This window comes from Bradyrhizobium sp. SRL28, assembly GCF_018596315.1.
Taxonomy (GTDB): domain Bacteria; phylum Pseudomonadota; class Alphaproteobacteria; order Rhizobiales; family Xanthobacteraceae; genus Bradyrhizobium.
This window is the reverse complement of sequence record NZ_JAHEAG010000027.1, coordinates 54,302-76,079: the sequence shown is the minus strand read 5'-3', so window position 1 is coordinate 76,079 and position 21,778 is coordinate 54,302. Positions and strand designations below refer to the sequence as shown.

Sequence of the window (21,778 nt, the reverse complement as noted above, 5' to 3'; positions counted from 1 at the left end):
GGCCCACCGCCGTTCGCACCGTCTTTGAAGGTCCAGGGGGATGATACTCATAACAGTTCCGGTTTTCGGTGATTTGACGTCCCTCAATGACAGCTTCCCGAAGGCGTGCGGATGGCGATGGGCGCAACTGTGTCCCGAATAGGGATAGAGCTGATTTTCCGCCGGTGTTGGAATCTGATCACACCATGCGGGCAGCACAGCACCCAAGGGTAAACAGGGTGTTTTCGACGTCAATTCGGCATGAGTTTCCACTTCCGAATCTGGCACCTTTCGGACCTGACAGGCCCGGCTGGCGACGTCTGTTCTTGAGGGCAAAGCGGACTGCCCAGTTGCGCCGGTCAGATTCTACGGGCCGCGCTCTCTGGAAAGAAGTCGGGGAGCGGCTGCTCACCTGGCGGCGCAAAACCGCGACACTAAAGCTGTGTTAACTTTTCGAAAGTGAGCAATATTGACCGGCGACGGGATCGCGCTGGTTCCATGCTGGTTGCATCACCGCCCCTTCGGCAACTACCGGTGACTGAGAGTTCTGTAACGCTCCCGCCTGAACTAGAAGGCGAAGCATCATGACCATCCTGCGACCACTCTGTCCATGTGCCAAACGCGAACCATGTTGGCGCGAGTTACCCCTGGCCCTATTGGCTTCGACATCCGGACGTTCGAATGCCCTGCGTGCAATCACATCCATCAGACTGTGGTCGAACTACTCGGCGATCCGATGAAGTCTGTCACAACGAACGTATGGCTTCGCGGTCAACTGCAAGCGCCGACGTAAAGGCCTCTTTAGCCGCGCGCCCTTAGCCGGCATACGACTGTTGGCTCGAAACGAGGGAGCCGCCAACTAAGGCGGCCTTACGTCGGAGAGACCGACCGTATTGCCCGTGCCATTAATTTCGCGAATCCCGTCGCCGATCTAACTGGCTGAGATAGGTAAGCCCGTGCACAGTTAGCCGGTGCTCGTTCCTTTCGCCATCAATGTACAATTTCATCAAATGCGTCGAGAGCTGCTCGCGGGACCCCTTGGCTTCTGAGCGATCGGCAATCGCGCCATATATCCTCAGCGCTCTCTCAACGGGTAAGATAACCACGGAACTTCTCTCAGATTTGTTCATCATGAGCTAAGGCATCTAGCCCCACGAGGTTCCAAAAAACTGAGGCTCGATTGCTTCAATTTCAGGCTGCCTGATAATCACGACGGTGACAGTAGCCACTATTGGTGGATCAGCTCGCAAACCTGTCCCTCGATACCCGTCCGCCGCCCGAGCGACACGCCGCCTGTGTGGAAGCTCGAAGCGATGCTAAAATCGCTGATCGATTAGGTCTCGAACGATCCAGAACAAACTCGCCAGTACACAGTTATCTCACATGCCCCGTCGCAAACTTGTCTTTATCGGCCCAATGAGCGTTCAGCCCGTCGAACACGGATCGATAACGCTTAACCAATCCCCATCCGAGAAGCCGACAATTGACCGGTTACCGGAAGCCGGCAGGACAAAACAATCGGCGAGAGCAGAAGCGCTTCGTATTGCGAAGGCTAAAATTACGAGGCGAAATTCGCTGCAAAAGCAGCGAAAACTTCAGAAGCCGATGTCTGAGTAGAGTACGTCATGCGGAGCAAAGCGGACGTTGGTTAGCCGCCAATCACAGCAATGGGCATTCGCACGAGCGGGCCCCGGTGCGGGGCTGGCTTGCTTCGGGACCGCTCCTTCTGCTTGAGCGTCCCCGTCTCGGAACGCACAATCATGGTACTGGGGAAACCGTACAGCAAGGGTGCGGCATCGTCGCCTCGCATGGAAGTTATGTGTTTTAATCGGGCAGCACGGTGTCCTAGTTTCGACAGCATGTTCAACCCTAGTGGCCTAGTTTGGGATACGCAGCAAAGCGGACATTGGAAACGAAAAGCCCAGCGCTGGGGCTGGGCTGATCGGAAGTATTTCAAGATCGGTAATGGGGCCACCAGAGTACAGGTCAGTCGAGCTGTCTGTATAATATTGAACACCCGCCAAAATAAAGTTCACTTTGTAACACAGTTCCCCCCGCCGGCTGGCGCGTAATGGTATCGGCGCGCTGGGATACCACGGCAGCAAACGTGATCGGAATAAAGTACTCCGTGCGTCAAGCGGCGATCCTGTTTGGGTTGGCTAAAGTAACCCCCAACATTTCCGCAGCTCCTTTAGACAAAGCGGCCGATCTAAAATTGCAAGTGGACGAACCAGGCGCGCTGCCTGAAGCGAAGCTGCTCGCACCGGACATTCAGCCGCCCGCGACGTGACGGAAGGGCCGCCTCAGTTAGCGGCCTCTTTCCCTAAAAACTCGTATGTCGCCAATGGCACCTTTCGGACGTGGCGCGATGTCCGAGTTAAGTCCGCTGTCGGGGGTAAAGTGGAAGTTGGGCTTTGGGGCTGTCGGGGCAGCTTTTGACCCTGGCTGTGTAAAAACGCGAGAGATCGAAACGCCGCGAGAATTACATTCTTCAGTACGCTTTCAAAGTTGAATGCGTTTGCGTGTTTGAGGGCTGAAGCAGTCTTGGACGAATAACTTCTTCTATAGCCCTCAATCGTCTTAGCGTTTTTACACGGCCAAGACCCACAGGCGACATGACCTTTCGGAGGATTGGTTGACCGCCCTCATAGAATCGTATCGCGATCGAACAATTGGTTTGTGCTCGATCCGTCGCCATGATCTTCAATAATGCGGAGTTGCTTGCCACCGTCGATAACCTCGAAGAAGACTTTTTCGTCTTTCGGATCGTCGCGCCAACGTCCGGGCTCGCTGGCCCACAGGACGCGGTTGCCTTCTATCCGACATCTATAGTTCCAAACAAAATTGTCTATTGGCCGGACGTAAGTTAGTAACAGTACGTCGCCGGTGGTTAGAGTTACCTGCATCATCTTCGGATCGCGACCCATAATTGACGCAATTGCGGTTCGGCAAATCGCCTCGACCTCGAAGACTGGCGCACCTGATGCCCGCGACATGCTCGCGAACAACATCGTGAACGTAATCAACCAAAGAATGAAAAGCATGGGAATATCGCCGCTTTTTCCCGATTGCTTCTTCATATTCAGCCTCCGCTCCAACACTCCTCGGCTTGTCCCAAAGCATTCGAAGACGGTCAATCAACTCGGGTGAGGTTTTCGGTACACACAGTACATGCAGATATTCCTCAAGATTGAGCTGTTTTGCTCAGACTCCATGTGGACAACGGCGCAACTGTGTGTGTCGACATAAGCGGCCGGGACCGTAAATGTTGATGCATAGATTCCGGCCACCAGCGTGTGATCGGAAGTCAACCCGCCGAATTCGGGCTTCGGCTTTTGGGGAAACTTCCGCTGGAGGATGCAATGAGCCTGCCCGTCAGCACCACTGACGCTTCGCCCACCAATCCACAGCGACCAGAGCGAAGGAAATCGCGGGCCCCCCGGCGACTGCCTGCGACCGAAGCGCAGCAGCACGACATAGTCCACGACATCGTACTGGAAACAGCGGTCACTGTCGCGCCTGATCCAGCACGGGACCAGATGCCTGTCGACGGACTGCCCACCGCCGCCGTGATCGACCAGATGTGGCAGGCCAATCCGCTCCAGAAGCTCCTGCCCGTGGATTGGGAGGCGATCACGCAGGCTCTCTCGACGCTGGGTGCCCGGTCGATGGCAGATCCGGTGAACGCGACAACGGCGGCCGCAAAACTGAATATGAGGCTGTGGCAGGAAGCGGCGGAGACGTGGATCGGCTCCGCATCGCGCTGGTGGGGACTGGCGACGCCCACCGAAGATAAACTTCGGGGCCCCGCAGCCGACCGCCGCTTCGAGGCGCCGGAATGGGAGCAGCACCCGTTTTTCCGGGTCCTCAAGCAGTGCTATCTCGCGATCGCCGCCCAGCTTCGCGAGGAAGCTGACCGGGAGGTTCCCGATCCGACCGAACGGCATCGCCTCATGTTCCACGTCCAGCAGTTGATCGATGCGACGAGTCCTACCTTGTTTTTGCCGACGAACCCGGCGGCTCTTCGCAAGGCGTTGGCAACGGGTGGCGGCAGCGTGGCCGACGGCCTGCGTAATCTGGTTGCCGATCTGCGCGAGGGTCGGATGACTATGACCGACACCGAAGCTTTCGCGCCAGGAAAGAACCTCGCCATCACGCAAGGGAAGGTCGTCTACCGAAACCGCCTCATCGAGCTGATCCAGTATGCGCCGCTCACCACGCAGACCTACGCGGTACCGCTGCTGTTCATTCCGCCCTGGATCAACAAGTTCTACATTCTCGACCTGCAGCCCAAGAACAGTCTCGTCCGCTTCCTCGTCGAGCATGGCTTCTCGGTATTCATGATCAGCTGGAAAAACCCGGACGCATCAATGCAGGGCATCGCGTTCGAGGACTACATGACCGATGGGCCACTGACCGCGAGCGATGTGGTGCGCGAGATCACGGGGGCGGCATCTGTCAACCCGGTCGGGTACTGCATTGGCGGAACGTTGCTCGCCATGACGCTGGCCTATTTGGCGGCGCGGGAAGACGACCGCTTCGGTCCGGCCACCTTCATGGTTTCGCTGCAGGATTTCTCCGACGTCGGGGATACAGCTATTTTCATGGACGAGCCCCAGATCGAGTTCATGGAGCGACGCATGCTTGAGCGCGGCTATCTCGACAGCAGCGACATGGCGAAGATGTTCAATCTTCTGCGCTCCAATGACTTGATCTGGAACACGTTCATCAACAGCTATCTCATGGGAAACAAACCGTCCGCCTTCGATCTGCTCTATTGGAACGACGATGGCACCCGTATGGTCCCCTCGGCGCACGGCTTCTATCTCCATAACACCTATCTCGAGAACAACCTGGTCAAACCGGGGAAGATCTCTCTTCTCGATCAACCGATCGATCTGCGTCGTATTCGCAAGGACATCTACGCAATCGGCGCCGAGAGGGACCACATCGTTCCATGGAGCTCGGCTTGGCGGATAGCGCAGCTGACAAGTGCGAAGACGCGCTTCGTGCTCGCAGCGAGTGGGCACATCGCCGGCATGATCAACCCGCCGTCCGCAGGCAAAGGTGGCCACTGGACCGACGAGACCGGCGATGCGGCGGCGGCCCGGACGGCGGCGGCGTGGCTGGCTGGCGCGAAAAAGCACGAGGGCAGCTGGTGGGGCGATTGGACCACATGGCTTGAGGCCCGTTCCGGAAAGAGAATACCGGCGGCAGCTGTCGGCAGTGCTGCCTTCCCGCCGATCCAGGACGCGCCGGGAAGCTATGTTCTGGAAAAATAGCATGGGAAATCTGTCCCTATCGGACATCAAATCCGAAGGCATACCTGGAAGGTACGCTACGAGTGCCGGCTTGCGGGGAAGGAGCGGGGCCCGGTGTGATCCGCGCGCTCCCGTTAAATCAATTCAGTGGATCCTTGCGTTGTCGACCATGCATTTGCGATGCCCTTACGATCCACAAGTTGCTACCGAATCGGCCTCACGCCATAATTTGACGTGGATCGAGGTCAGGCGCGCGCCTGCTTGCGCGACCGCTTGTCGAGACCGAGCAGCGCTGGCCCATACGTGACGGAGAAGCCGAGGAAAGCGGCTGACCAGGCGGCTGCCGCGACGTAAAGAAGGGCATCGCTGTGCGCCGTCTCGATCACGGCGCAGATCCGCGCCAACACCGCGACAAGAGCGGCGGCATAGATGGCCTGGGTCGACAGCGACGCAATCAATCTCTGGCCGGTGTGACCGAGGCTTGCGCGCGTCATCACCGCCAGCGTCATGATTCCCGCGGATCCTGCCATCCAGGCGTGCAGTCCCGCGCTTGGGGAAAGCAAACCGAACGCGGACGCCGCGCCAAACAGAAAGCCGAGCGGCACGAAGGCATAGCCAACGTGCAGAATCAGTACCAGGCGCTCGCCAAAGGTTCGATCGCCGGCCCAGCGGCCAAGCCGCACCAGATGCAACAATCCTGCAACGGCGAGCGTGGTGCCAACCAACGCGCCTTCCTGCCGAACAATCCAAATCAACAGTATCACGGCGGTGATTGCCACGATCGCCACGTCGAGGCGCCCGAACGGCGCCGGAAGGCGGCCCGGCTTTTCCCGGGCCAGCCAGTTGCGAGTGAAGCTCGGAATGATCCGACCGCCGATCAACGAGATCAGCAGAACGACGGTCGCGATGCCGATCCGAATGCTGACGTCGGCGGTGCCATTCACATGGGCTTCGATATGGAAGGCAACATTGCCGGCCAGAAGCAGCGTGATCAGCACGACCACCTTAAGATTTAGCCAGTTCTTGCCGGCAAGGATTTCCCGCGTCGCGGCGGCCGCGACCAGCGCGAGGAAGCTGGTGTCAATCAGGAACGCCGCCAGCCAGCCGATTTCGGCGGAGGCCGTCACCGCGACGCGGCCGGCTATCCAGACCAGAACCAGCGTCAGCAGCGGCCTGCCCTGAATCGGCAACCGGCCGGTCCAGTTTGGAATCGCCGTGAACAGGAAGCCAGTCATCACCGCTGGCAGGTAGCCGAACAGCATTTCATGGATGTGCCAGTCACGTGGCGCGAACGCCGAACGCAGCGACAATTCGCCATGGAAAACTGGAAGCCAGACGAGGATGGCAAGCCCGGCATAGATCGCGCCCAGCAGAAAGAACGGTCGGAAACCGTCGGACAGAATAGCAGGCCCCCGGTAGGCGCGGCGCCGCGGCGCAGGTGTTGTGGTCCTGTTCATGTGGAAACGTCCAGTCCGCTCAAAACGACCGGCGACAAGGGGCCGTCATGCAGCCCGGACGCGCTTATTTCTTTTTTCCGTCGGGATCGAACTGCTTGAGAAACGCGACCAGGTCGTTGGTCTTTTGCTCATCCTTCAGACCAGGATAGATCATCTTGGTACCCGGGATTTTCGCTTTCGGGTCCTTGATGTACTCGCGGAAAGTGGCCTCATCCCAAGTGATTCCGGAGTCCTTGTTGGCGGCTGTATATGAAAAGCCGGCAACGCTGCCCGCCTTGCGGCCAACTATGCCGTTGAGGACCGGGCCGACGCCATTCTTCGCGGTTTCGCCAATCTGGTGGCAAGTCTTGCATACGCCAAACACCTTCTCGCCAGCAGCGGCATCCTGGGCTCTGACTTCACCCGCGCCGGCGACCGCCAACAGTGCAACAAAAACAAATCCACGCATCCTGCTCTCCTGTTTCGCCCCTTTGGGAAAGAACTCTTCATCTTGTCGGGGGTGATCGGCCGGTCCGATCGTTCTCACTGCCGCCGGACCGGCACATCTCAAGCACCCAGTATGATCAAGGTTCCGCCTGCTTCGACGATGCGAGCCTGAACGTTCGGTCGCATAGCCACGATGTCCCGGATCCGCGACAACGGCATCAGGCTGAACGCGGTCGAAAGCGCATCCGCTTCGGTGGCAGTTGGCGCAATCGCGCTCACGGTGCTGTACAGCGACGGGCTCCGTCCCGTCTTTGGATCGAACAGATGCGTAAAACGGCCAGTGGAGTCGAAACGAAATCCAGCGCCCGCGGATGTCGCGACCGCGCGATCGACAAGGTCGATGGTTTCGGTGAGCGTACCGGGTTTATCGGGATCGGCGAGACCCACGCGCCACGGCGTGCCCTCGGGTCTCGCTCCGATCGCCCGTATCTCGCCCATATTGACCAGCGTCGTCGACAGGCCCGCGCTGTGCAACTTCTCGACGACGCGGTCCGTAGCGTATCCCTGCGCGATGCCGTTCAGAGTAATTGCGGCGCCACGCTCGACGAGAGCGACGCGATCCGCACTCACAAGAAGCCTATTACGGCCGACCTTCGCGAGCGTTTCGGCCAGCCTCTGGGGCGATGGCCCTTCCGAATCGGGCCTCTCCGAAGAGAAATGATCCGCATAAAGCTGCCACAGCGGCTGCACTGTTGGATCGAAGGCGCTGTCTGTCAGATCAGCAAAAAACAGCGAGGCTTTCAGCAGCGCCACCATGTCGGCGTCGGGAGAGACAAGAATACCAGTGCGGTTGAGGGCGCAGATCGCGGAGTCGGCCCGGTACAGACTGAACTGCTGCTCCAACCGCTGCACGTCCAGGACGCATCGCGCAACAAGCCGTCTGGCCTCGACTCGGTCCGGGTGATAAATCTCGATCGAGACTTGTGCGCCGAGTGCCGATCCGTACCACCGCACGGGATCGCCCGCCTGAGCGGTTCTGCCACCGGCCAGGAATGCCGACCCGGCTGCCGTCGCAGCAATGGCGATCATGCGTCGGCGCGTAAGATTGGGGTTTAGCATCGGCCGCTCCTTATCAGTTGAGACGCACATCGGAGTGTTCGGTCTGGTCGCCGGCCGTGTCACTGCCCAGCACATAGGCGGCTGGAATCTGCGTGAACGTCACAACCCGGCCGCCATTCGCCGCGGCGAACGCGTCAGCCGCCTCGCGATTTCCGAAGGGTACGGCCTCGGCCGCGCCCATTCCGCCCTGCTTGCGGCTTTCGATCACGAAAAACGCCGTGCCCGCGTCGATCCAGTTGGTCTCGCCCGGATTCTCCCAGCTCGCCGCCCGCGCCATATCCGAGACGTAGATCGCCCGGATGTCGCGGGGCTGCTCGGCCATCAGCGTGAACGCCACGGTGTCGCGCACTGACGTGAACCAGAACGGGTCGATCCTGCTCGCCGTGATGATCTGACCTTTCGGTCCCGGATGTTCGAGCAGGTTCATGCCGCAGAACACGCCCATCGCGGCGCTATTGAGGGCGACGGGCGGCGGAGCGACCGTATTGGCCGCATCCTGATTGCATCCTGTCAGGAAGATGACGGCGACGAAGGCGCATATGATCCGCAAGGTCATAGCTCCCTCCGCGCAAAGAACACCGTCGCCAGTCCGAGCGGTGCAGCGACCCAGGCCAGCAAGCCAAGCAACAGTGCGCCAATCCCTGTGCTCGCCGTCCCGGCAAGCCCGGCCATCCCCGAAAACTGGCTAACGTTGAAACCGGTCAGATTGGTCAGGCGGTAAAGATCGGTCGGATTGAGAAACAGCAGCGCCTCGAGGACGGACGCAGAGATCAGCCGCCCCTGATCGATCACCAGGATGCCGAGCAATGCCATGTCGAACACCAGCACCATCAGCAACCAGATGCCGACCGAGAGTCCCGCGGCGGTGCCGCGATCGCGCACCAGGCTGCTGATCAAATAGCCGATCGCGACGAAGACTGCGCCGAGCATGATCGACGTTCCGAGCATGGACGCGAAGGCATACCAGCTTGCCGCCAGCACCGAGGCGCCGGTGACGGCAAGGGCGGCCGCCGCCGCGCCATAACCGATCACCGTAGCGAAGGCGAGGATCAGGACATGTCCGCAGAATTTTCCGAGGATGACCTGACGGCGGCCGACGGGATAGCTGAGCAGCAGGATCATCGTGCCCCGTTCCATTTCGCCGACCACCGCGTCATGGGAAATCAGCAGCGCGATCAGCGGCAGCAGAAAGATCGTGAGGCTGGAGAGGCTGACGACGACGACATCAAGCGCGCCGGCGCCGACATTGCCTGTCGGTGCGCTGCCGAGGAAAGTCAGGGACAGCGCGAGCGCCGCCAGGAGAAGGGTCGTGGCCAGAACCCAGCGGTTGCGCAACCCTTCCTTGATTTCCTTGCCGGCGATGATGACGATGTTCCTCACGCGGCCTTCTCCTGCATACCAAGAAAATGGGCGTAGAGATCGTCGAGGGTGGGTGCTGAGATTTCAATGTTGCGGACGCGTGGATCGCCGGTTGCAACCCGCAACAAATCCATCTTCCGCGCCTCATCCCGCACCAGCATCACGTGGCCGTGCGGCGTTGCCAGCGCCTCGCCGGCCATCCATGCCGGCACCTCACCAGCGTCAGGTGCAAGATCGAGCGAAACCCGGATCGGTAATTGCGAGATCGAGCGCAACTCCGTCAAGGTCCCTTGCGTCACCAGCACCCCACGGTTCACGATGAGGACGTGTTCGGCGCGATCCTCGAGTTCGTTGAGGGCGTGCGACGAGATCAGGACGGTGGCGCCGTCGTCCCGCAGCTCGTTCAAGATCTCGTAGAAGGTCTGCCGCAGCGCCGGATCGAGACCCGTCGTCGGCTCGTCCAGCAGCAGCACCCGCGGTCGCCCGAGCAGCGCCTGCGCCAAACCCAGCCGTTGTCGCATGCCCTTGGAATAGGTCCCGACCCTGCGATCGGCCGCATCCATCAATCCGACACGATCGAGCAGCGCCCATGCCGTGGCCGGCTTGATCTGCTTGAGCCGGGCGTAGAACGCCAGCGTCTCACGCCCGGTCAGCGCGGCGTTGAAGGCAACGTTTTCCGGCAAATATCCAAGCTGCCGGCGCGCCGAAAATTCGCCGGCCGCCGGGTCCTCGTTCAGCACGCGGATTTCGCCGCGATCGGCGCGGATCAGTCCCAGCATCAATTTGATCAGCGTGGTCTTGCCGGCGCCGTTGTGGCCGACCAAGGCAGTGAGCCGCCCCGGACGCAGGTCAAACGAGACGTCCCGCAGCGCCCTCACGGCGCGGTAGCTTTTTTCAACGCCCTTCACGGACACGGTGGAGGGTATCATCGCAGGCTCCGGCTGGCTGACGGTTTCGGCGGTGGTGCGATCAGCGGACGGGTATCGACGACCCCGCCGGGATAGAGTGTGGGAAACTGCGCCTGCGCCCAGCGCAGCACCTGCACCGCGGGGCTGTTGATCAGCACTTTTGCCGACGGCGCCGTCCACAACACCCGATCGACCAGATCGTTGGGACGATAGGCGGTGTCGGCGATGCCGTCGCCGTTGAGGTCGAACGCCGGATTGTCGCTCCAGTAGTTGCCGCGCCCGCCTTTCGACCAATCGAGGTCACGTGTCCCGACATATTTCACCTGGCTACGGTTGCCGACAAAGGCGTTGCCGGTGATTTCGTTGCCCTCGGAGCCGGCCGTGAAGTGAACCCCGATGCCGCATCGCTCAAACCAGTTGTTGCGGAACTTGTTCTGGTTGGTGTTGTAGATGAAAACGCATTTCGCGGGTCCGCTGCGCAGGCCTTGCGTCGGCTTTGTTTCCGGAACCATTCCGCGTTCTTCGTCCGGGCCTTCTTCCCGATCGGCGGCGATGGTATCGAGCGATCCCCCGGCCACCCAATTGCCGTCGATCTCGGAATAATTGGCGTAATTGAACAGCAGCCCGTTATCGCGGTCGCGGTCCGAGATATTGTTGCGGATGATCAGCCGGTTCGAATACATGATGGCGTAGCCGACGTGATTACCGACGGACACGTTGCCGCTCACTTCGCTGTCGTTGGTATACATGTAGTGCACCGCGAACCGCACCTGCTCGAAGCGGTTGTTGATGAAGCGGTCCTTGCGACTGGCGATCGTGAAGATGCCGTCGCGCCCGTAGCGGAACGTATTTTCGGCGATCGTGACGTCGGGTGCATTCCAGAGCGACACGCCGTTGCCGGCCTCGCTGAGGCGTCCGCCGCGCACGCCTTCGATGATATTACGCAGGACACGCGAACCCGTCGCGCCGTGGACATAAATGCCGAACAGGTTTCCTTCGAAGCGGTTATTTTCAATCACCGCGCGTTGCGCGGTCTTCTCCAGAAACACGCCGGAATCCATGGTCTGCAGATCGTGGCCCGATCCCTGGATGGTTACGCCGCGGATTGTCACGTCCGGCGCCGTCACGGTGACAACATTGCCGGCACCGCCGCCGTTGAGTACCGCGCCCGGCCGTCCCGCCAATACAACGCGCCGATTGATCCTGATCGCTCCTTTGTATTCGCCCGGCGCGAGTTCAATGACGTCGCCATCCTGCGCGCGGTCGAGCACGGCCTGCAACGGCTGTTCAGGAACAGCCGTCAGCGTCTCCGCACTAGCGAAGCCCGTGGCTCCGGCGGCGAAGATCACCGCCGGAATGATGCGCAAGAAGCAGAGCACGTGTCGTCTCTCTCAAACCGTCTTGGGCTCGACCAGCATCCGGCCCTTCATTTCCATGTGCATGGCGTGACAGAACCATGAGCAGTAATACCAGTAGACGCCGGCCTTATCCGCCGAGAACGATACCGAGGCGGTCGCCATCGGCGCGACTTCCATGTTGATGCCGTAGTTTATGATAGAGAACCCGTGCGTCAGATCTTCCACCGCATCGATGTTGGTGACGTAGACGGTGACCTGATCGCCCTGCTTGATCTGGAACTGCTCCAACCCGAACGCAGGCGCGGTGGACGTCATGTAGACGCGCACCTTGTTGCCGTCCCGAATGACCTTGGAGTCGGCTTCAAGATCGATGCCGTCGGCCTTGGCCTGTTTGACCGCTTCGGCAAAGAACGGATCGGCGCGATCCCAGATCGAAATCGGATTGATCTTGGAACGATGAACAATGGTGGCGTCATGCGGTTCGGCAAAGCTCGGACCGTCATGGACCAATTTCATCTGGTCTCCGGAAATATCGATCAACTGATCGTTCTCGGGCTTCAGTGGCCCGACATTGAGGAACCGGTCCTTCGAGAACTTGTTGAGCGAGATCAGCCACTTTCCGTCCGCCTCCTTGGTCTGACCCATCGAGGAGTGGTTGTGGCCGGGCTGATAGTGCACATCGAGCTTCTGCAGGATCGGATCCACCTTTTCGCCCTTGAAGGCGCGCTTGGCGATATCGATGTTCCATTTGCAGATCTGGCTGTCGAGGAAGAGCGTCGTGTAAGCATTCCCCTTGCCGTCATATGCGGTGTGCAATGGTCCAAGACCGAGCTCAGGCTCCGCCACCACGACGTCGCGTGGCTTTATCTTGTCGTCGAACAGTCGGTCGAACAGACGGACATTCATCACCGTAACCGTCGGTGAAAGCTTTCCCGCCGCCACGACGTGGATCCCGTCGGGCGCGGTGTTTATGCCGTGCGGGCTGTTGGAGACCGGGACATAGCGCGTATAGCGCGAGCCCTTGCGGCCGTCGATCACCGGCACGCCGTTGATTTCCTTGAAGTCGCCTTTCTTCACCGCCTCTTCGATGCGCTTGATGTTGAAGATGGTCACCCAGTCTTGTTCGTTGGCGGTCATCTCGGCGAGCGTGACGCCTTCTTCCGAATTGTAGCAGGTTGAGAAGGCGTACTTGCCCTGATAGTCGGCATCGACGTTGTCGAGATTGCCGTCGACCATCACCTGCCACGCGACTTTCATGGTGTCGCCATCGATCGCGGAGAAGATCGAGTGATACTTCTTGCTGTCGTCCAGGATCTTGCCATCGTTCGGCAGCGGCACGGCATCCTCACCGTTACAGAACACATAACCGGTGCGCGGATATTTCTGCAAGCGCAGGCCGTGAACCGTATGCTGGTTCGGAAGCTGAATGATCTTGTCGCATTTCATGACATCGAGACGGATGCGCGCGACGCGCGTATTGGCCTTGTCGTTCATGAAAACGTAGCGGCCGTCATAGGTGCCGTCGGTGAAGGAGACATGCGGGTGATGCAAGTCGCCGTTCATGTAGGTGCCGCCGTGATTCTTGAGGAATTCGCGGGTCTCGGGAAGCAGTCCCTCGGTCAGGATCTTCAGGCTTTCGTTGGTCTGCCCCCAGCCGGTGGCGCTGCAGCGGTTGAACACGGGAACACGCATCAACTCGCGCATAGACGGCAGGCCGACGATGCGCAGCTCGCCGGACTGGCCGCTGGAGAAGAACGTGTAGTATTCGTCGAGCTCACCCGGGGCGACGTCGGTCTTCAGCACCGCTGGTCGCGCTGAAGGAGCTTTCGGCGGCGTGGTCTTGGTCTGTGCATCGGCAGAGGTAACAAGACCCTTGCCGTCGGTGCCGAGAGCAACTCCTCCGGCAAGACCGACACCCGCGGCCGCCGCGGTCGTTCCAAGCAAAGTGCGCCGACTGACACCTTTTCCTTTTCCGGTTTCGTTGTCGTTCATAATAGCCTCCTAGGCTTTCAAGTTGCAGATGGAGTGATGGCGTCGACGGGCTTCAGCCCGATAGGCTTGCCGCCGGCGGTGATGATGGTGTTCGGACCTTTGCCGCCGCTTCGCATCGAAGGCGACGACAGCGCATCGCGTTTTTCGCGCTTCAGCCGCACCTGGATCATGTGCGGGCAGCGGTGATCGTCGAAATACAGCTCCTGGCAATGCATGCAGTAGATGCACTCATTGACGTTGATGTGACCTTCCGGATGGATCGCCTGCACGGGACATTCCTTGGCGCATCGCTGGCAGGGCGTGCCGCATTCGGGCCAGCGGCGCAGCCACTCGAACATCCGGATGCGGCCGGGAATCGCGAGCGCGGCGCCAAGCGGGCACATGTAGCGGCAGAAGAACCGCTCGACGAACAGTCCCGCGGAAAGCACCGTCAGGGCGTAGATGACGAATGGCCATTCGCGCGCGAACTTCAGAACGATCGCGGTCTTGAACGGCTCGACCTCGGCGAGTTGCTCTGCGAAGGCCGTGGAATAAAGCGACATGCCGAACAGGCCGAGAAAGATAATGTACTTGATCGGCCACAGCCGTTCATGAAGACCCCACGGCAGTCTGTACTGCGGGATCTTCACCGCCTGGGCGATGTTGTTGAGCAATTCCTGCAGCGCGCCGAACGGGCATAGCCAGCCGCAGAATGGGCCGCGCCCCCAGAACAGAAGCCCCGCAGCGATCGATGCCCAGAGCAGGAAGATCAGCGGGGACGACAGGAAGTATTCCCAACTGAAGTCGGTCAGCAGCGAATTGGCGAAGGTCAGAACATTGACCACCGAAAGCTGGGCGTTGGCATACCAGCCGAGCCACACCAGAATGAAGAGCAAGTAGCCGCGGCGGACCCACACATAGACTTTGGGACGCCGGACCAGGGCATTCTGGAAAAAGAAAATCAGCGTCAGCGCGCCCAATGCGACGATCGTTGTGCTGATCTTGACGACGTTGCCCCGCCAGATTTTCATCCACAGCGGTTCATCTTCGGTGGCGAAGGATGCCGCCGCGTCACGCTTTGCCGGCGCCGGTGCTTCCGGCGATGCCGCGGGAGACGTGGTTGCCTGCTGCCGGACCGGCGGAGCAGACTCGCGTTTCACGTAGGCATCCGGAAGCGTGTAGCCGAGATCGAAGGTGAGCCACGCTTTGTCCCTGGTGGCGACCACGCGCTGCACCAGCAGCTGCAGCAGCCATGGCTCGGTCGGATCGAGGCCGAACTCAGGCGGCACCGTGAACAGGGCAATTTCAGGAAAATCGGGCGCACCCTCGGCCGAAAGGTTGCCCAGCCGGGTGTGATCGCGGTCGCGGAAACGGATGCTGTTGGCGTCCTGGATCAATTCGATACGGTCAAAGATCCCGCCGCGGACGTAAGCAGCGCCCTTGAACGAGTAGCGCCCTGATCCCGCGACGATCAACGCCTGTTGACTCGGCTTCAGCCTACCGGCCAGCCGATTGTAGCCGTCGTCGCCGAGCAGGCTGCGGCCGATCGTCGGTACAGCGACATCCGCGACATAGAGGTCGATGAACGTGTCGTCTGGGTCGCCCTCTTCCGGGCGCGCGGCGGCAGCGGCATTGCCGGATTTTTCGAAAGCTCTATTGACGTCAGCAACGGAGAGAATCAACCGGCGGACGGAGCCGTCACCGACGAGGCTCTGCCAGTCGCGGACTTCACTTTTCCCGGGATCAATCGCCTTCGACACTTGCGGCACCGCGGTGGCGACGGCATTGCCCTGAGCGCCAAGCCGACCGCTCTTGATAAGCTTGGTCGCGGAGCGGACGATGCTGTCGCCCATCACCAGTACGGTCACGGTCGCGCCGCTGACGATATCTACCTGAGGCGAGGGCGCGGCTCCGCGCACGACGCTGTCCATGTCGGCGCCGATCAACTTGTTGATCGCCTCCAGAACGCGTTTTTCCGGAATGCCCAGGAGGACGATGGGTTCTTTGTGTTCGACGAGTTTGAGGCCGGTCAGTACTCCCTTCGGATCGATGCCGACCAACAGCTGGATCGGCTTTCCGGAGTAACCGGTGGAGTTGGCAAACTCGGAATTCAGGTAAACGAAGCCGAGAAGACGATCGTCCTTGTAAGCGGGCGCAATTGCGGGATCCCCTTGCAGCGGCCCGAAGCGATTCGCACCGGCAACCAATTCGGCCGGTTCGGCCTTGCCAAGGTAATCGTTCAGCCGGCCTGCAGCATTCGCGTCGCCAAGGAGAGCAATCCAGCCGAAAAGGGCTAGAGCTCCAAAGAGGACATAGTTGACGGGTTTCCGCAAAACGCTTCTTCCAGATTCTAGCAAAGCGCCGTTGTTCTGGATTGCCAGCTTCGAAAACCTATCTAGAGCACCGAACGAGATTGCTACTTGCGCTGGATCAAACATCCCACACTCTGATAGGTTCAAACTTATTGTGAGAAAGAGCCGACATGCGCAAAGAGCCGCTTCTGACCGCAGTGCCGCCAGCTCCCGTGCGAAGCCTTAGCGAGCTTTATGCAATTGCGGTTGACCAGGCGCAAAGGGCCACGCACCGATATGGCGCGATTGCCACCCAGATGGATGAGCGCCTCTCGCCGGTGCGCTCCGTCTTCGAGGCACTTGCGACACGCGAGCAAAATCGATCCGGTAGCCTGTCCGCAGCCTGCCTTGCCGCATGCGGTAAGCGTCCCGATGCATCCGACCTGCGCTGGGCACCGATCGATCTCGTTCCTGCGGCGGAAATCGCCGACATCAGGGATTCCAGTCTGTCGACGCCTTACACCGCATGGGTGCTCGCAGCCCGCCATCGCCAACGCGCCTTCGTGTTCTGGACTTATGTCATCGCTCTTGCCGAAGATCCGTTAGTCCGGCTGACGGCGGAAGCCCTGGCGCATGAGGCCCTGTCCGACGGTAGTTTGTTGCGTCGCGAGCGGCGGCTGGCCTGGAGGGCTGAGCGGAAGATCGCCGCCGATAAGACTGAGGCTGCTCACGGAACCGACGAGCCCGCATCGGCAGCGCTTCTGGAAAGCCTTCTCCTCAAGGACATCATCGCGTGGTCGCAAGGATTGACCCCCGCCCAACGCGACCATGTCACGACCATGGACCCTTCACGCCTGCCGCCGCATTTCCTGATCCTGCCTGACGAAGGCGGCGCCGATCCAGCGTCCGGAGAGATTGAACAGATCAAGCGCCGCGCGCTGCGCCGCGCCGAACAACTGTCGAACATCTATTTGGACGAGGCGGAAAGCGCTGCCGACCAAAGCAGCATGGAGCTCGCGCAAAAACTTGCCGCTCAATCCATTATGCGACTCGCTGCTCTGCGTAACATTGCCTCTGTATCCGCCTCGCGATGAGCGGTTAGTAACGCTGCTACATCCTTTGTTGGTTTGTGGCCGCCGTTTCGATGCGGTGAAAATGGATCCGGAAAGGTGATAGGACGAGCATGCTCTTCCGGTTCTCGAAGCACTGGTCAATATTGCTCACATTCAACAAAATAAATGATGGGCAAACGTTGCCGGCCATGTCTGTTCCGGGTGTGCGCCGTGTAAAGGCGACGATTTCCAGTGGGTGCAAGTCCCACCCGGCAATCGCTCCAGCCGGAAGCGTTAGAAAGCCGTGCATCTGGTCACTCATGTGCACCACGGAAAAGGCATATGAGCACGTTCACGACAATAGACGGTACCGAAATCTATTAAACCTAGGCGGAGACAGGAATGTGCTGCTGGACGTTCCTCAAGCGACCGATCTGGACGCCGCGCTCCTGCATATCTCGCAGCTGCACATACATCATTGCCGTCATCAACGCGTCGTTGAAGGCGTCGTGCTGGTGCAAAGCTGGGAGCCCCAAGTCCGACAGCATCGATGCGAAGCGCAGGTCGTGCACGGTCCCTGGTGGGGCGTTCCGGTACTTCAGCGCATAATAGATCGCCGAAACATCAATACGCGGGTTCGGTAGTTTTGCTTGAATGTAGGGTAGCACGTACTTATCGAGCATAGCGACGTCGAAGTCGACGTAGTAGCCCACGATCGGACGTCCTCCGATGAAGTGTAGCAGTTCTGGCAGAACTTTATGCATCTGCTTTCCCAGCGCAACTTCCTGGGCTCTGAGATGATGCACCTTGATCGACTCCGCCGTGGGCGGCTTGTCAGCACGAATGACGACCCTGAATGCGTCGCTGGTAAGGATCCGCCGGCCCTGGACCTTGATAGCAGCCACTGCGATCATCTCGTCGCGCCGCGGATTGAGGCCCGTGGTTTCGCAGTCGATTACGACGACCTCATCGGGTGGTCCCGGTTGGAACAGAAATCGGTAAGCGGGGTTGCCGAGCGACACGCGGTAAAAAAGATTGCGCAGGAAGCGGGCCATCTCAGAATGCCGCAAGATTGTAGTGCACCCGAATGAACTCGCGGAACTGCCGCACGACCCGTAGCGCATCACGCAGGATATCTCGGTCTGCGGCAGTAATCTCGTCCAGGCGCACGAGCGCTTCTTGCTCGGGCCTGCCACGGTGGATCGCGCGGAGCTGGGAACGTAACCGGAATTCCATGAACACTCGAAGCGCGCTCACCAGCTCTAACCCAAACCTTGAGTCAAGCGTGCGCATCTCCACGAGGCTGGCAATCCTCCCGGCGGTTGATGAGGCTAATACGGCCTTCTCAATCGCCAGCGTTCGCACCCCATGCACGATCGGGAACGTGCCGGCCTTCTTAAGATCGACCTCGTCAACTCCGACACCAACGGACGCCATGATCACACTGAGTACTCCTAGGTTTGGCGTGCTGAAGGTTTCAATGAGACGCGCAAATTGAGCCAGAAGAGCATTCTCGCCGCGTAGAAGCTCAACGAGTGATCGCTTGGCGCGGGCGAGATGCTCTGGATCACCTGCGACTGCGACCGCGTCGGAGAAGATCGCGATGTTCATCGCTGCGTCGGGGTCCCGACTTAGCAGCCAGGATTTGAGCTGACGGATGAAGCTTGCTACCGACTGCGACCAGACCGGGTTGCTCACGACTACATTGCCTGGGCAGGGAGGGAACCCGAAGCTTTCGAGCGCACCCGAGAAATCGGCGCGGAAGGCCGCGAGATCCTCGGCGGGAACATCGGCGCCCAAGAGAAGTCCATTATCCTGATCGGTGCGAGCGGTCTGTTCGCCACGCCCCTCGGAGCCCATGAGCAGGAGGCAGCCGTGCTGCCGGATCGAGGGCGGCGCGATCATGTCAAACAGCTTATGCAACAGGCGGCGGTTCAAGTCGGAGGTAATGTCAGCGACGAGGTCGACTTTGAGACCTTGCCCGTGCAATCGCTCGACTTGCGCCTGGATATCCCGCGCCGGCGCCGCGAGATCGTCGAGGCTGCGCGCGCGCTCAATCCGGCCCGGAATCAGTTGCGAGTTGCCAGCAAAAAGCCCAAGTAGGTCGATGTCCTCGAGAAAGCCCACGAAGGCGCCATCGCGGCGAACCGCTAGTCTGCGCTTGTCTTGCTTCGTCATTAGGAGCAGCGCATCAAAAATGAAGTCGTCTGCGTCGATGGCGACTACGTCGAAGTGGCACACCTCCCTTAATGGAGTGTCAAGCGCCAGCCGACGCAGCACGACGGCTTTCGACAGGTTCATGCCGGTGACGACGCCGATGCGCTCGCCGTCGCGAACATAGAGTGCATTGATGTTGTTGTCGCGCATGGTTCTGCCGGCCTGCTCGATCGTCGCGTTTGCCTCGATGAACACTGCCGCACCGAAACGAGCGTCACGAATACGCGAGCGCAGAACGCTCTCTACGCCTTCAGCCTGACGTGCTTCGGCGAAGGCGGCGAGCTTGCGTGACACGTCAGCGTAGAAGAAGGCGGCGAAGGCTGGATTGCGGCGTATCAGGCCGAGCAGGAGATCGCGGGGAATGAGGTGGCATAGCGTTTCTTCAGTGGCCACAAAGTCTTCCCCCGCCGCGCCGTGAACGACGGCGCGAGAGTCGAAGCTGTCCTTCGGACCAAGCACAAGCCGCAGGCTGCTGCTCTCTCGGACCTCAACGGAGCCCTTGATAACTACATGCAGATTTTCAGACGCGTGCGCCTGCTGAACGATGACCTCGCCCGGACGATAATAGCCGACGTCGAGCGATGAAATCAGCTCATCGAGTTCGTGCTGCAAGAGGCGATCGAACGGCGGATTAGTTGCATCAAAGCCTTGCATCAGATTGCCATAGCACGACGCAGCCGGAGCCGCACGCCCGGCCGTTCGGGCACCTTTAGTGGACGTGCGCCGTCGCGGCCCCGATACCCGTTTCCGAACGGACATATTGCGCGTCGAACGCGGCCTGCTCCGCGCGAGCGCGCGGGCTTGTGTCGAGCTTAGAGAATAACCAGATGCCCAGGAACGCGAGGCTCATCGAGAAAATCGCAGGATTATCGTACGGGAACAGCGCATCCTTGAAGCCGAACGTGGTCACCCACACGGCCTTGCTGAGAACAACCATGACGACGGCGCTTACAAGGCCGAGGAGGCCGCCAAATACAGCGCCACGGGTCGTGGTACCCTTCCAGAGTATCGACATCAGAAGGACCGGGAAGTTGCAGCTTGCGGCAACCGCAAACGCGAGTCCCACCATGAAGGCGACGTTCTGGTTCTCGAAAATGTAGCCGAGCACTATTGCAATAATGCCTATCCCGATCGCCGCCATCTTCGAGATGTTGACCTCTTTCTGCTCTGCGACGCGACCCTTTGCAATGACCGAGGCGTAGAGGTCGTGGCTCACCGCCGACGCGCCTGACAAGGTCAGCCCCGCGACAACAGCGAGAATTGTCGCGAAAGCCACCGCTGAGATAAAGCCGTAGAACAAGGAGCCCCCGGTCGCGGCGGCGAGATGGACGGCCGCCATATTCGTACCCCCGAGCAGGTCGTTGAGCTTGCTATAGGCGCCGTCAGCGCCGAGCTTGTAATAGCTCGGATCATTCATGAGGTAGGTGATTGCCCCAAAACCGATGATGAAGGTGAGAATGTAAAAGTACGCGATGAAGCCGGTCGCGTAGAAAACGGACTTCCGAGCCGCCTGCGCGTCCGACACGGTAAAGAAGCGCATTAAGATATGCGGTAGGCCCGCGGTTCCGAACATCAGCGCCATGCCAAGCGAGATCGCAGAGATCGGGTCTGAGACGAGCCCGCCCGGCGCCATGATGGCGTCGCCCTTAGGGTGCGTTTTGACCGCCTCGGCGAACATAGCTTCAGGACTGAAGCCGAACCGGTAGAGCACGATGAGCGACATGAAGGTGGCGCCGGCGAGCAAAAGGCACGCCTTGATGATCTGCACCCAGGTGGTTGCTTTCATCCCGCCAAAGGCGACATAGACAATCATGAGCACACCTACGATCACTACGGCGTAGAGATACTCCAGTCCGAACAGCAATTCGATCAGCTTCCCTGCACCGACCATCTGCGCGATCAGATAGAACGCAACGACGACCAATGTACCGGTTGCCGACAGGATGCGTATCTGGGTCTGGTCGAGGCGGAATGAGGCAACATCCGCAAAGGTGAAGCTGCCGAGATTGCGCAAGCGCTCGGCAATCAGGAACAGTACTACCGGCCAGCCAACCAGGAACCCGATCGAGTAGATCAGGCCGTCAAAGCCGGACGTGAACACGAGGGCGGAGATTCCGAGGAACGAGGCAGCCGACATGTAGTCGCCGGCGATCGCGAGACCATTCTGAAACGCGGTAATGCCGCCACCAGCGGCGTAAAAGTCGGCTGCGGTTTTCGTCTGCATCGCCGCACGGTAGGTGATCCCGAGGGTGCCAAGCACGAACAAGGCGAAAATGCCTATCGCCGCCCAGTTCAGCGACTGCATCTGAACAGGCCCTAAATCGGGGCCGGCGGCCATCGCTACCATGGAAAGCGCAGCCGCACCGATTAGGCCAAACAA

General features: G+C 59.9%; 17 protein-coding genes. 3 read left to right on the top strand and 14 right to left on the bottom strand.

Annotated elements, in window-relative coordinates:
* The first annotated feature begins 2,050 nt into the window (after positions 1-2,050).
* The gene (locus tag KIP88_RS33670; protein ID WP_214492449.1) at positions 2,051-2,269 is read left to right on the top strand and encodes a hypothetical protein; all 219 of its coding nucleotides are present in this window, start codon (positions 2,051-2,053) and stop codon (positions 2,267-2,269) included.
* A gap of 355 nt (positions 2,270-2,624) precedes the next feature.
* Here KIP88_RS33670 and KIP88_RS33665 read toward each other — a convergent pair whose 3' ends face one another.
* Entirely contained in the window at positions 2,625-3,059 is a 435-nt protein-coding gene (locus tag KIP88_RS33665) for a hypothetical protein (protein WP_214492448.1), read from the bottom strand.
* Positions 3,060-3,341: 282 nt separating this feature from the next.
* On the opposite strand from KIP88_RS33665, the gene KIP88_RS33660 reads away from it, so the two are divergent.
* Positions 3,342-5,261, top strand: a complete 1,920-nt coding sequence (locus tag KIP88_RS33660) for an alpha/beta hydrolase (RefSeq protein ID WP_249791203.1) — start codon at positions 3,342-3,344, stop codon at positions 5,259-5,261.
* Positions 5,262-5,485: 224 nt separating this feature from the next.
* On the opposite strand, the gene KIP88_RS33655 is transcribed toward KIP88_RS33660, so the two are convergent.
* From KIP88_RS33655 to KIP88_RS33615, 9 genes are all read right to left on the bottom strand, one after another.
* Positions 5,486-6,697, bottom strand: coding sequence for an NnrS family protein (locus tag KIP88_RS33655; protein WP_214492447.1), 1,212 nt, complete (start codon positions 6,695-6,697; stop codon positions 5,486-5,488).
* Between the two features lie 64 nt (positions 6,698-6,761).
* Positions 6,762-7,145 (bottom strand): cytochrome c family protein, encoded by a 384-nt coding sequence (locus KIP88_RS33650; protein ID WP_214492446.1) that lies wholly within the window; start codon positions 7,143-7,145, stop codon positions 6,762-6,764.
* A 98-nt stretch (positions 7,146-7,243) separates the two neighbouring features.
* Positions 7,244-8,242, bottom strand: coding sequence for an FAD:protein FMN transferase (locus KIP88_RS33645; protein ID WP_214492445.1), 999 nt, complete (start codon positions 8,240-8,242; stop codon positions 7,244-7,246).
* Between the two features lie 13 nt (positions 8,243-8,255).
* Positions 8,256-8,798 carry a nitrous oxide reductase accessory protein NosL gene (locus KIP88_RS33640; RefSeq protein ID WP_214492444.1) on the bottom strand — a complete coding sequence of 181 codons (543 nt, stop codon included), beginning with the start codon at positions 8,796-8,798 and terminating at the stop codon, positions 8,256-8,258.
* Entirely contained in the window at positions 8,795-9,622 is an 828-nt protein-coding gene (locus KIP88_RS33635; RefSeq protein WP_214492443.1) for an ABC transporter permease subunit, read from the bottom strand. The genes KIP88_RS33640 and KIP88_RS33635 overlap by 4 nt, the downstream gene beginning before the upstream one ends.
* Positions 9,619-10,527 (bottom strand): ABC transporter ATP-binding protein, encoded by a 909-nt coding sequence (locus KIP88_RS33630; protein ID WP_214492467.1) that lies wholly within the window; start codon positions 10,525-10,527, stop codon positions 9,619-9,621. Before KIP88_RS33630 ends, KIP88_RS33635 begins: the two co-directional genes overlap by 4 nt.
* Positions 10,527-11,888 (bottom strand): nitrous oxide reductase family maturation protein NosD, encoded by a 1,362-nt coding sequence (locus tag KIP88_RS33625; protein ID WP_214492442.1) that lies wholly within the window; start codon positions 11,886-11,888, stop codon positions 10,527-10,529. The genes KIP88_RS33630 and KIP88_RS33625 overlap by 1 nt, the downstream gene beginning before the upstream one ends.
* A 12-nt stretch (positions 11,889-11,900) precedes the next feature.
* Positions 11,901-13,859, bottom strand: coding sequence for a TAT-dependent nitrous-oxide reductase (gene nosZ / locus KIP88_RS33620; protein WP_214492441.1), 1,959 nt, complete (start codon positions 13,857-13,859; stop codon positions 11,901-11,903).
* A gap of 17 nt (positions 13,860-13,876) precedes the next feature.
* Positions 13,877-16,117, bottom strand: coding sequence for a 4Fe-4S binding protein (locus tag KIP88_RS33615; protein WP_308163695.1), 2,241 nt, complete (start codon positions 16,115-16,117; stop codon positions 13,877-13,879).
* A 203-nt stretch (positions 16,118-16,320) separates the two neighbouring features.
* Here KIP88_RS33615 and KIP88_RS33610 point away from each other — a divergent pair, with 203 nt between their 5' ends.
* Positions 16,321-17,223 (top strand): hypothetical protein, encoded by a 903-nt coding sequence (locus tag KIP88_RS33610; protein WP_214492439.1) that lies wholly within the window; start codon positions 16,321-16,323, stop codon positions 17,221-17,223.
* 16 nt (positions 17,224-17,239) lie between these two features.
* Here the strand turns inward: KIP88_RS33610 and KIP88_RS33605 are convergent, their stop codons facing one another.
* The 4 genes from KIP88_RS33605 to KIP88_RS33590 all read right to left on the bottom strand — a co-directional run bounded on the left by KIP88_RS33605 (position 17,240) and on the right by KIP88_RS33590 (position 21,745).
* Positions 17,240-17,503 carry a hypothetical protein gene (locus tag KIP88_RS33605; protein ID WP_214492438.1) on the bottom strand — a complete coding sequence of 88 codons (264 nt, stop codon included), beginning with the start codon at positions 17,501-17,503 and terminating at the stop codon, positions 17,240-17,242.
* 64 nt (positions 17,504-17,567) lie between these two features.
* Positions 17,568-18,236: a 3'-5' exonuclease gene (locus KIP88_RS33600; RefSeq protein WP_214492437.1), complete on the bottom strand. Its 669-nt coding sequence runs from the start codon at positions 18,234-18,236 to the stop codon at positions 17,568-17,570.
* 1 nt (position 18,237) lies between these two features.
* Positions 18,238-20,052 (bottom strand): DUF294 nucleotidyltransferase-like domain-containing protein, encoded by a 1,815-nt coding sequence (locus KIP88_RS33595; protein ID WP_214492436.1) that lies wholly within the window; start codon positions 20,050-20,052, stop codon positions 18,238-18,240.
* Positions 20,053-20,107: 55 nt separating this feature from the next.
* Positions 20,108-21,745 carry a cation acetate symporter gene (locus KIP88_RS33590; protein ID WP_249791208.1) on the bottom strand — a complete coding sequence of 546 codons (1,638 nt, stop codon included), beginning with the start codon at positions 21,743-21,745 and terminating at the stop codon, positions 20,108-20,110.
* Between the last annotated feature and the right edge of the window lie 33 nt (positions 21,746-21,778).